The following is a 12,530-nucleotide window of genomic DNA, read 5'->3' on the forward strand; positions in this document are numbered from 1 at the left end:
GGCCGAGAGCCGGGGCTCCCCTGCGACGTCCCCGCGGGAACATGCCACGGACCGGCCGCAACGGCCAGGACCCAGGCACGACAGCCGGGCACGACAGCCGGGCGCGACAGCCGGGCGCGACAGCCGCGCCGCCCCGCGCCGAGGCCCGGGCGGTGGTCCCCGCCGTCGTCCGCCGCCCTCGCCGCAACCGTGGAAGCAGCACGTACAGCACCAACCCGGCAGCGATGACCGCGCGGTACCTGGCCGGCCGAGAGCCGGGGCTCCCCTGCGACGTCCCCGCGGGAACATGCCACGGACCGGCCGCAACGGCCAGGACCCAGGCACGACAGCCGGGCACGACAACCGAGCGCGACAGCCGCGACGGCCCCCGCCGAGACCCGGGCCGTGGCCCCGGCTGACAGCCGCCGCCCTCGCCGCGGCCATGGGAGCAGCACGTGCAGCAAGCACCAGCGCGGCAGCGATGACCGCAGCCGACCCCCGGCGGGCCCACCCGGCCTCCAGGGGGCGGCCCAGCGAACCGGCCCACGCCGGGGACCGGCCCACCCTGGGGACCGGCCCACCCCGGGACCGGCCCATGCCCGGGCTGCCGCCGGGACTGCGGGCCGGGAAGGCAGAAAGAGGGTCGGAGACGAAGAAGGGCCGGAGTGCTGCTCCGGCCCTTCTCCTCTGATCCGCCGTCGGGTTACGCCCAGAGCTGTCCCTGGAGCGTCTCGATGGCCTCCTCCGTCGTGGTCGCCGTGTAGACGCCCGTCGACAGGTACTTCCAGCCGCCGTCGGCGACGACGAAGACGATGTCCGCCGGTTCGCCGGCCTTCACGGCCTTGCGGCCCACGCCGAGCGCGGCGTGCAGCGCGGCGCCCGTGGAGACGCCGGCGAAGATGCCCTCCTGCTGGAGCAGCTCGCGGGTGCGGGTGACCGCGTCCGCGGAGCCGACCGAGAAGCGGCTGGTGAGGACCGACGCGTCGTACAGCTCGGGGACGAAGCCCTCGTCGAGGTTGCGCAGGCCGTAGACCAGGTCGTCGTAGCGCGGTTCGGCCGCGACGATCTGGACGTCCGGCTTGTTCTCGCGCAGGTAGCGGCCCACGCCCATGAGCGTGCCCGTGGTGCCGAGGCCCGCCACGAAGTGGGTGACGGAGGGCAGGTCCGCGAGGATCTCGGGGCCCGTCGTCGCGTAGTGGGCGCCCGCGTTGTCCGGGTTGCCGTACTGGTAGAGCATCACCCAGTCCGGGTGCTCGGCCGAGAGCTCCTTGGCCACGCGCACGGCGGTGTTGGAGCCGCCCGCGGCCGGGGAGGAGATGATCTCGGCGCCCCACATGGCCAGCAGGTCCCGGCGTTCCTGTGAGGTGTTCTCCGGCATCACGCAGACGATGCGGTAGCCCTTGAGCTTCGCCGCCATGGCCAGGGAGATGCCGGTGTTGCCCGAGGTGGGCTCAAGGATCGTGCAGCCCGGGGTCAGGCGGCCGTCCTTCTCCGCCTGCTCGATCATGTGCAGGGCCGGGCGGTCCTTGACCGACCCGGTCGGGTTGCGGTCCTCCAGCTTCGCCCAGATGCGCACGTCGGCGGACGGCGACAGCCGCGGCAGGCGCACCAGGGGGGTGTTGCCGACCGCGGCCAGGGGTGAGTCGTATCGCATCGGTGATCAGACCATGCCGCCGGCCACGGCCGGCAGGATCGTGACGTTGTCGCCGTCCGACAGCTTGGTGTTGATGCCGTCGAGGAAGCGCACGTCCTCGTCGTTCAGGTAGACGTTGACGAAGCGACGCAGCTGGTCGCCGTCCACGATGCGGGCCTGGATGCCGGCGTGCCGCGTCTCGAGGTCGGTGAACAGCTCGGCGAGGGTGTCACCGCTGCCCTCCACCGCCTTCTGACCGTCGGTGTACTGGCGGAGGATGGTCGGGATGCGGACCTCGATGGCCATGGCTCAGGGCTCCTGTCGGGAGTAGTCAGTCGGGCGCGCGGCAGCGCAGGAACAGCGGGGTGGTGCGTGTGTGCAGCGCCGCGGCTCACGGCCGTACGGCGGCAGGGGTCGGCGTCAACAGATGGCGCTGGCGAGCCTGCACAGGTCGACGTGCAGCCGCGCCACGAGCAGCGACGCCCAAAAGGGCTCCGCCGTCTTGTCGCTCACGTCGTGGAAAACCATGCGCTCATCGTATCGATTCCCGGTCCGGGTTCTGGAATGTGATCCCACATCGCGGACGATTTAGGGCCGGGGAGTGAGACCGCCCTGTTCAGCCCCGTTCAGACCCGCTCAGTACGCTTCGACGATCTCGACCTCCTCCTCCGTGACCTCGCCCTCCACGATCCGGAAGGAGCGGAACTGGAACTCGCCGGCCCCGTCGGTGTCGGCCGTGGAGACGAGGACGTAGTGCGCGCCGGGCTCGTTCGCGTAGGAGATGTCGGTGCGGGAGGGGTAGGCCTCGGTCGCCGTGTGGGAGTGGTAGATGACCACCGGCTCCTCGTCGCGGTCGTCCATCTCGCGGTAGAGCTTGAGCAGGTCGCCGGAGTCGAATTCGTAGAACGTGGGTGACATGGCCGCGTTGAGCATCGGGATGAAGCGCTCGGGGCGGTCCGAGCCCGCCGGGCCAGCCACGACGCCGCACGCCTCGTCGGGGTGGTCCTTGCGCGCGTGGGCGACGATCTGGTCGACGAGGGCCTGGGTGATGGTCAGCATGCTCGTCAGGATAAGCAGAAGGGCCGTTCCGTACCGATGGCTGGTACGGAACGGCCCACATGCCGGACGCCCTGAGTGGCAGCCGCAGGGGGCGCCACGAGTACTCCCTGCGGCTGGACGTCCTGGCTGGTTCGACAGCCGGTCTTCCCGAACTCAGCCGACCTTCTCGAACTCCGCGTCGCGGCGCTCGGCGATCTGCGGGTTGCGGCTCTTGAGCACCGCCCAGCCGATGCCCAGGGCGACGGCCCAGCCGGCCGCGACGTACAGGCAGATCCGTGCGTCCTTGTCGTACGCGATCATGCAGGTCACGCCGACGAGGAAGAGGAGCGCGACCCAGCTGAAGAGCGCACCGCCGGGGGCGGGGAAGGACGAGGCGCGCAGCCGGCCCGCGTCGACCGCGGCGCGGTAGCGGATGTGGCTGACGAGGATCATCATCCAGGTCCAGATGCCGGCCGCGGTGGCGACGGAGGTGACGTAGAGGAACGCCTTCTCCGGGACGACGTAGTTCAGGACGACGCCGATGCCCATGAGCGCCACGGAGACCGTGATGCCGACGGCGGGTGTCTTGCGGGCGTTGAGCTTGCCGAACGCCCCCGGTGCCTCGCTGTTGGCGGCCAGGTCGCGCAGCATCCGGCCGGTCGAGTACATGCCCGAGTTGCAGGACGACAGGGCCGCGGTGAGCACCACGAAGTTGACGATGCCCGCGGCGAGCGGGATGCCGATCTCGCCGAAGGCGTGGACGAACGGGCTCTCGCCGGCGGAGAACTCGGTCCACTTGACGACGGAGAGGATCACCAGCAGCGCGCCGACGTAGAAGACGATGATGCGCCAGGGCAGGGTGTTGATGGCCTTGGGCAGGGTCTTCTCGGGGTTCTCGGACTCGCCCGCGGTGACGCCGACGAGTTCGACGGCGAGGTAGGCGAACATGACGCCCTGGAGCGTCATCAGGCTGGAGCCGATGCCGTTCGGGAAGAAGCCGTCGTGCGACCAGAGGTTGGAGACGGTGGCGGTGTCACCGGCGTCGGAGAAGCCGAGGGTGAGCACGCCGAGGCCGATGACGATCATGCCGATGATGGCCGTGACCTTGATCATCGAGAACCAGAACTCGACCTCGCCGAAGATCTTGACGGAGATCAGGTTGACGCCGAAGAGCACCACCAGGAACACCAGGGCGCTGACCCACTGCGGGATCTCGGGGAACCAGAAGTGGATGTAGATCGCGGCGGCCGTGAGTTCGGCCATGCCGGTGACCACCCACATGAGCCAGTACGTCCAGCCCGTGACGAACCCGAAGAACGGGCCGAGGAATTCGCGGGCGTACTCGGCGAAGGAGCCGGAGACGGGCCGGTAGAGGAGCAGTTCGCCCAGCGCCCGCATGATGAAGAAGATGACGACGCCCGCGAGGGCGTACATGAGGATGATGCTGGGGCCGGCCTTGGCGATGTTCGCTCCGGCACCCATGAACAGGCCGACGCCGATGGCGCCGCCGATCGCGATCATCTGGACCTGGCGACTGCCGAGTCCGCGCTCGTACCCCTCCTCGGGGACGTTTTCCGTGTCGACCTGCGCAGAGGTCATGTGTGGTGCGCCTTTCTCCATGCCGACCCGGACCTTCGTCGGCCTCGGATCGGGTCTCGATCCCCCCGGATTGCTGGAGTGATGCCTGGCCGGCGGTTGCCGACTCGGTGGCGCACCCGGCCGGACATTCGGGTGGTGTCGGCCGGGCGATCGTGAAGATCTATCACGGCGGCAGCACTGATCACACGGGCGTCTTGTGACACACCGCACAGGGAAAACCGGACAAAGCGCAGCCGAAGTCGGCATAGGAGGCGGGCGCGGTGATGTGATCGTTATCCGGATTTGAGTGTCCGTTGAGCGAACACCGATCGGTCATCCGGCGGTCACAGAAACTGCACAGATCAGGACATAAGGGTTCCGACCAGCGTCTCCTGGAGTCCGCCCAGCCACAGGTAGGCCATCACCATCGGCTTGCGCGGGTCCTCGTCCGGGAGGCGGTAGAGGAGGTCGGTGTCCTCCTCGTCGGTGATCTCCAGCCGCGAGCCGATCGCGAGCCGCAGGTCGTTCAGGGCGCCCAGCCACCGCTGGGACTCCTCCGCCGACAGCTTCAGCACCGCGCCGCCCTCGCCGGCCGAGGCCGAGGAGAGCGCGTCCAGGGAGCGGATCACCGCGAGGGCGTTGTCCCGCTTGCCGGCCCGCAGGTCGTTCTCGGTGTAGCGGCGGAACTCGGCGGAGTACGCCCGCTGTTCCTCGGCGTCCCGGTGCGAGGCGGGCTGCTCGGGGTCGCTGTAGGCGTCCGGGAAGAGGCGCTTGAGCACCGGGTCGGCGGGCGGCTCGCTCGGGCCCTGAGAGAACAGCTCGGCGAGCGGGTCCTCGTCAGCGGCGCCCTCGGCGGGTCCGGGGCCGATGAGCTCCAGGAGCTGGACGGCCAGCGACCGGATGATGGAGATCTCGACGTCGTCGAGGGCGACGGCCGCGCCGCCGCCGGGAAGCGGTTCGAAGGTTCCGGGCATGAACGCCTTTTCGCTGCTGGGCGGGCTGCTGGCTACTTGCGGTCCTGCTGGAGGGTGGCCCACAGGCCGTAGCCGTGCATGGCCTGCACGTCGCGTTCCATCTCCTCGCGGCTGCCGCTGGAGACGACCGCCCGGCCCTTGTGGTGGACGTCGAGCATGAGCTTGGTGGCCTTGTCCTTGGAGTAGCCGAAGTACGTCTGGAAGACGTACGTCACATAGCTCATGAGGTTGACCGGGTCGTTGTGGACGATGGTGACCCAGGGGAGGTCCGGCTCCGGTACGGCGAAGACCTCCTCCGCCGACTCGGTCCGTTCGATCTCCAGGGGCGCGGGTGACGTCACACTGCCCATGCTGCCACCCAAGGGGGGTAGTCGCACAAACGGGCCTGGAAGTACGGCGATCGCGTCGACCGGAGACACAATCGTCAGACTGACGAAATGGGGGTACGATCCCGCTCATGAACACAGCGGACCTTGGACTGCCGGTGGATGTTCCCTCGACGGCGCTCTTCACGGACCAGTACGAGCTGACGATGCTGCGGGCCGCCCTGGAGGCGGGCACGGCCGAGCGGCGCAGCGTGTTCGAGGTCTTCACCCGGCGCCTGCCGAACGGGCGCCGCTACGGCGTCGTGGCGGGCACCGGGCGGGTGCTGGACGCGGTGGAGAACTTCCGCTTCGACGCGGGCGTCCTCGACTTCCTGCGCGAGCGCGAGATCGTCGGCGGGGAGACCCTCGACTGGCTCGCCGGCTACCGCTTCAGCGGGGACATCTGGGGCTACCCCGAGGGCGAGGTGTACTTCCCGGGCTCGCCGATCATGCGGGTCGAGGGCACCTTCGCGGAGTGTGTGCTGCTGGAGACCGTGATCCTGTCGATCCTCAACCACGACTCGGCGATCGCCGCTGCCGCCTCGCGCATGTCGTCGGCCGCCGGGGACCGGCCGCTGATCGAGATGGGCGCCCGGCGCACGCACGAGCTGGCGGCGGTGGCGGCGTCCCGGGCCGCGTACGTGGGCGGCTTCGCGACCACCTCGGACCTGGCCGCCGGGTTCCGCTACGGCATCCCCACCGTCGGCACCTCCGCGCACGCCTTCACCCTCCTGCACGACAGCGAGCGGGACGCCTTCCAGGCCCAGGTGAACACGCTGGGGCGGGGCACGACGCTGCTGGTGGACACGTACGACGTCGCCGAGGCGGTCCGTACGGCCGTCGAGGTCGCCGGGACCGGGCTCGGGGCCGTGCGGATCGACTCCGGAGACCTGCTGCTGGTGGCGCACCGGGTGCGGCAGCAGCTGGACGAGCTGGGAGCGACCGACACGAAGATCATCGTGACCTCGGACCTGGACGAGTACGCGATCGCCTCGCTGGCGGCGGCGCCGGTGGACGCGTACGGCGTCGGTACGCAGCTGGTGACCGGGTCCGGGCACCCGACGTCCTCGATGGTCTACAAGCTGGTCGCACGGGCCGAGTCCACCGACCCGAACGCGCCGCTGGTGCCGGTGGCGAAGAAGTCGAGCGGGGGCAAGACGTCCGTGGGCGGACGCAAGTGGGCCGCGCGGCGGCTGGACTCCTACGGGGTCGCCGAGGCCGAGGTGGTCGGCACCGGGCCGGTCCCGACCGAGCTCGCGGACCGGCAGCTGCTGGTGGAGCTGGTCAAGGGCGGCGAGGTCGTCGCCCGCGAGCCGCTGGACGCGGCGCGGGACCGGCACGCGGCGGCGCGTGCGGGGCTCCCGATGTCGGCCACGCAGCTCTCGCGCGGGGAGCCCGTCCTTCCGACGGAGTACGCGCACGGGGCCTCGGGTAGCTAGGAGGTGTCCGCACGGGACTGTGCGGACACCCCCTGATTGCGGTGTGCCGCGATGCGCCGACCCGTGCCCCCTCCCGTCTCGCCCTCCATGTCAATAGGCTCGGAAGTTCACCGGCCGGGCTTGCCGACCTCATAGCCGAAGGACACCGACCATGCGCCGCGCCTTGATCGTCGTAGACGTGCAGAACGACTTCTGCGAGGGGGGCAGCCTCGCGGTGGCCGGCGGTGCCGACGTGGCCGCCGCCGTCACCGAGCTGATCGGCCAGGCGGCCGGGTCCGGCTACCAGCACGTCGTGGCCACCCGCGACCACCACATCGCCCCCGGCGGTCACTTCTCCGCCAACCCCGACTACGTCCGCTCCTGGCCCGCGCACTGCGTCGCCGGCACGGAGGGCGTCGGCTTCCACCCGAACTTCGCCCCCGCCGTCGCGTCCGGCTCCGTCGACGCCGTCTTCGACAAGGGCGCGTACGCGGCGGCGTACAGCGGCTTCGAGGGCACGGACGAGAACGGCACAAAACTGGCCGACTGGCTCCGCTCCCGCGAGGTCACCGAGGTCGACGTGGTCGGCATCGCCACGGACCACTGCGTGAAGGCCACCGCGCTGGACGCCGTACGGGAGGGCTTCCGTACGCAGGTGCTGCTGGACCTGACCGCCGGGGTGGCCGAGGAGACCACGGAGCGGGCTGTCGAGGAGATGCGCAAGGCCAGGGTCGAGCTTTCCGGCAAGCCCGTCGTCTAATCCCTCACCGGTCGGCCGGGCAAGGCGCCTCAGGGCGCTTTGCCCGGATTTTTCAGCGTGGGCAAGCAGTACGCCCTCTACCTGACGCAGCTCGCCGCGGGGGACCACCCGGGCATCACCTCGGTGCCCACGTTCTGGATCCCCGTCGGCGGGAACCAGGGCGTGTTCGTCCACAGCAAGGGCACCGTCCAGCCGGCCTCTTCCCACATCGTGGCGCTGACCGCCGCCGAGGCCGAGAAGGTGCGCAAGAGCTCGGCCCGCCCGGGCAAGTTCACCACGACGGTCACCGGCCTGAAGAAGGCGGCCGCGGTGGCCGCCGCCAAGGAGAGCGCCAAGCAGCGCAAGAAGTAGCGCGGACGGCGGCGCAGGCGAGAGCGCCGACAGCGGCCGGCCAGGGAAGCGGCCCGGACGCGGGGCACCGCCACAGCCGCGGTGGCCCGCGCCGGCGTCACTACGTCTGGGCCGTAGGGCGCCTCAGGAGGGCTCTGATCGGGCGCCACAGTTCCAGGACGAGGTCCGGGCCGCCCACGACACCGTTGTCAGGGGCCGTGCGCCATATCAGGCCGTCGGGGTGGTGGAGGACCGCCGTGATCTCGTCGGGGGTCGGTGGGGCGGCGTTGCCGCGCAGGTAGACCGACCGCAGGCCGAGGTTGCGGAGCCTGGTCAGGGCTCGGGCGCGGTTCACGGAGTGGACGAGGACGCGGACGGCGCCGGGGCCGTCGACGGCGGGACTGGGCAGGTTCAGTGCCACCACCACCATGCCGTTCGGCAGCTTGCAGAAGCCTCCTGCGGCCATGCGGTCATCCCCCCGTGTCGGTCGGTGTCAATAAGAGAGCCACAGGACGCACCTAAACACGAATCGGCGGTGACCCGCCAGTGGGTCACCGCCGATCATGCTCTGACCTGGTAAAACGCCGCCTACTTCACCGCGGGGCCGACCTCGAGCGAGATCGTGGAGCCGTCCTTGGCTTCCTTGACGATCTTGATCTTGGTGTTGGTGTCAGTGATCTTGACGCCGGCGCGGGGGTTTGATTCGTCGTAGTACGTGCTCGTGCGGTCGTTGAAGACCGGGACCCCCTTGGAGGACGGGATCTTCGTCGCGACGTCCGCGTTGTGCAGCGTGATGCCGTCCGTGCGGTACCGGCTGAACGGCGAGTCGTAGGACTGGATGCGGTTGCGCATGAGCGTGCCGTCCGACCACTTCATCGCCGTCGGGTGGGAGTCGACGGGAAGGAGCAGCCCCGTGCCCGGGTGCTGGCTGGTGTTGTTGTCCTTCTGGGAGGTGTCCCACTTCCAGATCAACAGGCCGTTCTGGTAGGGGTAGTGCTCCACCCAGTCCGGACGCGTGGTCAGGAAGCCGTAGTTGTACGGACCGACCTTGAGGGTCTTGTCGTACGACACGTACTGGCGGTTCTCGGCGATGTAGTACTGGGCGTAGTCGTCCGTGATCGCCGCGCCGATGCGGGAGAAGCCCTTCGCCGTCCAGGCCGCGTCCGCGCTCTCCGCGTTGTCGGAGAAGAGGTCGGTGCCGTCGGCGGTGACGGTGATCTGGTCGGCCGTGAAGCCCTTCAGCGCCAGACCGCCGTCGGTCTGGTAGCGCAAGCGCAGGTCGATCTTCTTGCCGGCGTAGGCGTCGAGGGAGTACGCCAGCTTCTTGTAGGCGTCGGCCGAGCCGGTCAGGGCCGGCTTGCCGCTGCCGTCGCGCGGGATCGGCTGCCCGTCCACCGTGCCGTCGAGGGCGGTCCAGTTGGCGCCGCCGTCGGTCGAGACCTCGGCGTAGAGGTAGTCGTAGTCGGCCTCGATGTCGTACCAGCCGTCGAGGGTGAGGGCGGCCGACGCCTTGCCGGTGAGGTCGACGGAGCGGGTCAGCGTGTTGGCGAGGTCGTTGCCGCTGCCGCTCCACCACTGGTTCGCGCCCTGCGCGGGCGCCACGATCTCGGTGGTGACCCGCTTCTCGGGCAGCTCGACCACGAGGGCCTGCTTGTTCTTCGTGTTGTACTCGGCGACGCCCAGTTTGTGCTTCGACTTCGTCGCGGCCTTGGCGGTGTCGTAGTCGAGCCAGCCGAGCTGCAGCTTGTCCCAGGCGGTCATGTCGCCGGGCAGGTCGCCGATGGTGTCCTTGCCGGTGCCCAGCCAGGAGCCGGAGGACATCAGGGTCCAGAAGCCGGTGGAGTTCTCGGCCCCGGTGCCGGAGGTGTCGTAGTGGTCCGGCAGGCCGAGGTCGTGGCCGTACTCGTGGGCGAAGACGCCGAGTCCGCCGTTCTCCGGCTGGATGGTGTAGTCGCCGACCCAGATGCCGGTGTCGCCGATCTGGGTGCCGCCGAGCTTGTTGTCGTCGGGGCCGGTGGCACCGGCGTCCGTGCCGAACGCGTACCAGCGGTGGGCCCAGATCGCGTCCTCGCCCTGGGCGCCGCCACCCGCGGACTCGTCCTCGCCGGCGTGCACGACCTGGAAGTGGTCGATGTAGCCGTCGCGCTCGTTGAAGTCGCCGTCACCGTCGTGGTCGTAGCGGTCCCACTGGTCGTACTCGGCGAGCTTGGCCTTGATCTCGGCGTCGGTCTTCCCAGCCGCCTTCTGCTGGGAGACCCAGGCGCTCACGCCGTCGGCGACCGCGTACCAGGCGCAGTTGTCGGGCTCGCACTTGTTGGAGCCGTAACGGGCCTCGTTGTAGGGGACCTTGACCCAGTCCGAGACCTCGCCCTCGATCGAGTAGCGGCCCGAGGACTGCTTCTCGTAGTACTTCTTCATCGACTCGACACCCTTGCCGGTGCCGAAGTACAGGTCCTGGAAGTGCTGCTGGTTGTAGTCCGCCTGCCAGGCCGTCGAGTTGTCCTTGGTGCGGTCCGGCTTGGCTATCCGGTTGTGCAGCGGGCCGGGGGTGCCGCCGTAGCGGCTGTCGGTCTTGTCGCCGAACTCGACCAGGATCGTGAAGATCTTGTCGGTCTTCTCACGGCCGAGCTCGACGTACTTGCTCTTGCCCTTCTTGCTCTTCAGCTGCACGACCTTCGAGCCGTCACGGTTCTTGACCGTGGCATCGCCCGATATGACCTGTCTCAGGGCTTCCTCGCGCTGGGCCTCCTGAGTCTTGCTCAGCGGGCCTTCGAGGTCGTGCTCGCGGTGGTGGCGATCCGCCGGGTCGTGCCGGTCCACGGTGGTGGACCTGGGAGCGGAGGTGTCGTCGGCCTGAGCCACACCGTATGTCGAGGCGGTGGCCGCCGCGAGCGCCACACCCATGGCGGCCGCTCTGAACGTCCAGGGTCTACTGGTCACTTGAGTTCCTCCCCCGCGTTCGAGCGCGCGGAAGGAAGGGGTCTTGGTCGTGGAAGGCCGCGCGCGTGATCAACGCGTGTAGTCAAGTGACGACATTTGACTAGAGGTTTAGAAGAAAAGACAGACCTTGACTTGGACAGGTCAAGTGCACTATGCGGAGTCACTGTTCGTCTTACGGACGACCGACCCGGCACCCGGCGGGCAGAGTTCGCCGTTCGACAGGCACGTGCCACCGTCCGGTGGGCGCGCGCATATGTCCACTACCTGGACGCCATGACTCCGTGCGCCCCCTGTGCTACGGCACTGTTGGTTAGGTCACGCTTACCGTTCGTTCCACTCGGGCACCCTGCCGGTTAGAGTCGCTTGGCGGAACGCCCGGAAGCTGGCGGAATGCCAGGCCGACACCCCCGTGGACCCCCACTTCGAGGACATGATGGCCATGCCCCGTCCGACTGCCGCACAGCTCGCCTACGGTTCCTGCACCGTGATCTTCTCGACCCTCGCCATGCTGCTGCTGTCACAGACGAGTTCGGCTGTGGGGATCGCGATCATCGCCGTCGCGGCGCTCACCCTCGGTCTGCTGGTCGCCATGACCGTGCCGCTGCCCGGGAAGCGCCTGGCGGCGGTGGAACAGCCCGCGCCCGAGGAACCCGTACGGGCCTCGGTCCCCGCGCCGGCCCCGACTCCGGAACCGGTGCGCGAGCGGGCGGTCTCCTGACCGCCCGCTGACCCTTCCTTCCTTACCTCCAGTTGAAGCGTCTGCGCCTCAATTGGTGCTGACCACGACCGTTTTGGCCGCCTTGTCGTGCAGGCCCTGCTTGTAGGGCCGGTCGAAGAAGCTCCAGCCGCCCGAGATCGCGGTCCAGACGCAGGCACAGCAGAAGGCGAACGGGAGCCACAGCACCGCCGCGCGCATCAGCGCGTTCTGCACGGAGGGCGTGGCGCCGTTGTCGAGGTTGGCCACCCGCATGTGCAGCAGTTTCTTGCCGAGGGTCTGGCCGGTGCGCGCGGTCAGCAGGGTGTCGTAGGCGATGTAGAGGATGGCGGCGACCGCCGACTGCCAGAAGGACCTGCCGACCTCGATGCGGTCGCTGTCCACGTCGTACTCGTTGACGTCGAAGCCCCAGGTGAGCAGCCAGACGACGACACCCACCAGGATCATGTCGATGATGCGGGCGAGTGTGCGCTTGCCGCTGTCGGCGAGCGGGGGCATGCCGGCGAGGGGGTCGGTGGGGTAGGAGCCGCCGCCGTAGGGACCGCCAGGGCCACCAGGACCACCACCGGGAGGGCCGTCGTAGGGGCCGCCGCCCTGGCCGCCGCCGGGAGGGACACCGCCGGGGCCGCCGCCCGGGTACGGCGGGGGCTCGTGGTCGTAGGGCGAGCCCGCGCCCTCGCCGGGCTGTTCGCCCGGGGGCCGCTTCCTGAACGGATCGTCTTCCGGGGGCTGCTGACCGAAGCCGGGGGGCGGTTCACTGCTCATGGCCCGAGTCGACCGCGAACCCCACGGCTCCGCAT

General features: G+C 69.5%; 14 protein-coding genes. 4 read left to right on the forward strand and 10 right to left on the reverse strand.

Annotated elements, in window-relative coordinates:
• Positions 1 to 682: 682 nt before the first annotated feature.
• The 7 genes from ACIBNA_RS25540 to clpS form a co-directional block, all read right to left on the reverse strand.
• Positions 683 to 1,633, reverse strand: a complete 951-nt coding sequence (locus tag ACIBNA_RS25540; RefSeq protein WP_274816625.1) for a PLP-dependent cysteine synthase family protein — start codon at positions 1,631 to 1,633, stop codon at positions 683 to 685.
• Positions 1,634 to 1,639: 6 nt separating this feature from the next.
• Positions 1,640 to 1,918 (reverse strand): MoaD/ThiS family protein, encoded by a 279-nt coding sequence (locus ACIBNA_RS25545; protein ID WP_356669266.1) that lies wholly within the window; start codon positions 1,916 to 1,918, stop codon positions 1,640 to 1,642.
• 114 nt (positions 1,919 to 2,032) lie between these two features.
• Positions 2,033 to 2,140 carry a putative leader peptide gene (locus ACIBNA_RS25550; RefSeq protein ID WP_342456385.1) on the reverse strand — a complete coding sequence of 36 codons (108 nt, stop codon included), beginning with the start codon at positions 2,138 to 2,140 and terminating at the stop codon, positions 2,033 to 2,035.
• 108 nt (positions 2,141 to 2,248) lie between these two features.
• On the reverse strand, positions 2,249 to 2,671 hold the full coding sequence (locus ACIBNA_RS25555; RefSeq protein WP_086844176.1) for a Mov34/MPN/PAD-1 family protein: 423 nt from the start codon (positions 2,669 to 2,671) through the stop codon (positions 2,249 to 2,251).
• A 153-nt stretch (positions 2,672 to 2,824) separates the two neighbouring features.
• Positions 2,825 to 4,249, reverse strand: coding sequence for an amino acid permease (locus tag ACIBNA_RS25560; protein ID WP_399167449.1), 1,425 nt, complete (start codon positions 4,247 to 4,249; stop codon positions 2,825 to 2,827).
• A 341-nt stretch (positions 4,250 to 4,590) separates the two neighbouring features.
• Positions 4,591 to 5,202, reverse strand: a complete 612-nt coding sequence (locus ACIBNA_RS25565; protein ID WP_399167450.1) for a DUF2017 domain-containing protein — start codon at positions 5,200 to 5,202, stop codon at positions 4,591 to 4,593.
• Positions 5,203 to 5,234: 32 nt separating this feature from the next.
• Complete coding sequence (gene clpS, locus ACIBNA_RS25570) at positions 5,235 to 5,552, reverse strand: ATP-dependent Clp protease adapter ClpS (RefSeq protein WP_020270284.1); 318 nt, start codon at positions 5,550 to 5,552, stop codon at positions 5,235 to 5,237.
• A 107-nt stretch (positions 5,553 to 5,659) separates the two neighbouring features.
• Here clpS and ACIBNA_RS25575 point away from each other — a divergent pair, with 107 nt between their 5' ends.
• From ACIBNA_RS25575 to ACIBNA_RS25585, 3 genes are all read left to right on the forward strand, one after another.
• The gene (locus tag ACIBNA_RS25575) at positions 5,660 to 7,006 is read left to right on the forward strand and encodes a nicotinate phosphoribosyltransferase (RefSeq protein WP_399167451.1); all 1,347 of its coding nucleotides are present in this window, start codon (positions 5,660 to 5,662) and stop codon (positions 7,004 to 7,006) included.
• A gap of 151 nt (positions 7,007 to 7,157) precedes the next feature.
• Positions 7,158 to 7,745, forward strand: a complete 588-nt coding sequence (locus ACIBNA_RS25580; RefSeq protein ID WP_399167452.1) for an isochorismatase family protein — start codon at positions 7,158 to 7,160, stop codon at positions 7,743 to 7,745.
• 57 nt (positions 7,746 to 7,802) lie between these two features.
• Complete coding sequence (locus tag ACIBNA_RS25585; protein WP_399167453.1) at positions 7,803 to 8,096, forward strand: hypothetical protein; 294 nt, start codon at positions 7,803 to 7,805, stop codon at positions 8,094 to 8,096.
• A 100-nt stretch (positions 8,097 to 8,196) separates the two neighbouring features.
• On the opposite strand, the gene ACIBNA_RS25590 is transcribed toward ACIBNA_RS25585, so the two are convergent.
• On the reverse strand, positions 8,197 to 8,541 hold the full coding sequence (locus tag ACIBNA_RS25590) for a hypothetical protein (RefSeq protein ID WP_399167454.1): 345 nt from the start codon (positions 8,539 to 8,541) through the stop codon (positions 8,197 to 8,199).
• A 122-nt stretch (positions 8,542 to 8,663) separates the two neighbouring features.
• Positions 8,664 to 11,015, reverse strand: coding sequence for an immune inhibitor A domain-containing protein (locus tag ACIBNA_RS25595; RefSeq protein ID WP_399167455.1), 2,352 nt, complete (start codon positions 11,013 to 11,015; stop codon positions 8,664 to 8,666).
• A 433-nt stretch (positions 11,016 to 11,448) separates the two neighbouring features.
• Here ACIBNA_RS25595 and ACIBNA_RS25600 point away from each other — a divergent pair, with 433 nt between their 5' ends.
• Positions 11,449 to 11,733: a hypothetical protein gene (locus tag ACIBNA_RS25600; protein ID WP_399167547.1), complete on the forward strand. Its 285-nt coding sequence runs from the start codon at positions 11,449 to 11,451 to the stop codon at positions 11,731 to 11,733.
• A 48-nt stretch (positions 11,734 to 11,781) separates the two neighbouring features.
• Here ACIBNA_RS25600 and ACIBNA_RS25605 read toward each other — a convergent pair whose 3' ends face one another.
• On the reverse strand, positions 11,782 to 12,495 hold the full coding sequence (locus ACIBNA_RS25605) for an RDD family protein (protein WP_399167456.1): 714 nt from the start codon (positions 12,493 to 12,495) through the stop codon (positions 11,782 to 11,784).
• Positions 12,496 to 12,530: the final 35 nt, after the last annotated feature.

Source organism: Streptomyces sp. NPDC050164, from assembly GCF_044459945.1.
Lineage (GTDB): Bacteria > Actinomycetota > Actinomycetes > Streptomycetales > Streptomycetaceae > Streptomyces > Streptomyces coeruleorubidus_A.

Coding starts and splice junctions, on each gene's coding strand:
- ACIBNA_RS25540 (WP_274816625.1), bottom strand. CDS start 1,633: ATGCGATACGACTCACCCCTGGCCGCGGTCGGCAACACCCCCCTGGTG.
- ACIBNA_RS25545 (WP_356669266.1), bottom strand. CDS start 1,918: ATGGCCATCGAGGTCCGCATCCCGACCATCCTCCGCCAGTACACCGAC.
- ACIBNA_RS25550 (WP_342456385.1), bottom strand. CDS start 2,140: ATGGTTTTCCACGACGTGAGCGACAAGACGGCGGAGCCCTTTTGGGCG.
- ACIBNA_RS25555 (WP_086844176.1), bottom strand. CDS start 2,671: ATGCTGACCATCACCCAGGCCCTCGTCGACCAGATCGTCGCCCACGCG.
- ACIBNA_RS25560 (WP_399167449.1), bottom strand. CDS start 4,249: ATGACCTCTGCGCAGGTCGACACGGAAAACGTCCCCGAGGAGGGGTAC.
- ACIBNA_RS25565 (WP_399167450.1), bottom strand. CDS start 5,202: ATGCCCGGAACCTTCGAACCGCTTCCCGGCGGCGGCGCGGCCGTCGCC.
- clpS (WP_020270284.1), bottom strand. CDS start 5,552: ATGGGCAGTGTGACGTCACCCGCGCCCCTGGAGATCGAACGGACCGAG.
- ACIBNA_RS25575 (WP_399167451.1), top strand. CDS start 5,660: ATGAACACAGCGGACCTTGGACTGCCGGTGGATGTTCCCTCGACGGCG.
- ACIBNA_RS25580 (WP_399167452.1), top strand. CDS start 7,158: ATGCGCCGCGCCTTGATCGTCGTAGACGTGCAGAACGACTTCTGCGAG.
- ACIBNA_RS25590 (WP_399167454.1), bottom strand. CDS start 8,541: ATGGCCGCAGGAGGCTTCTGCAAGCTGCCGAACGGCATGGTGGTGGTG.
- ACIBNA_RS25600 (WP_399167547.1), top strand. CDS start 11,449: ATGGCCATGCCCCGTCCGACTGCCGCACAGCTCGCCTACGGTTCCTGC.
- ACIBNA_RS25605 (WP_399167456.1), bottom strand. CDS start 12,495: ATGAGCAGTGAACCGCCCCCCGGCTTCGGTCAGCAGCCCCCGGAAGAC.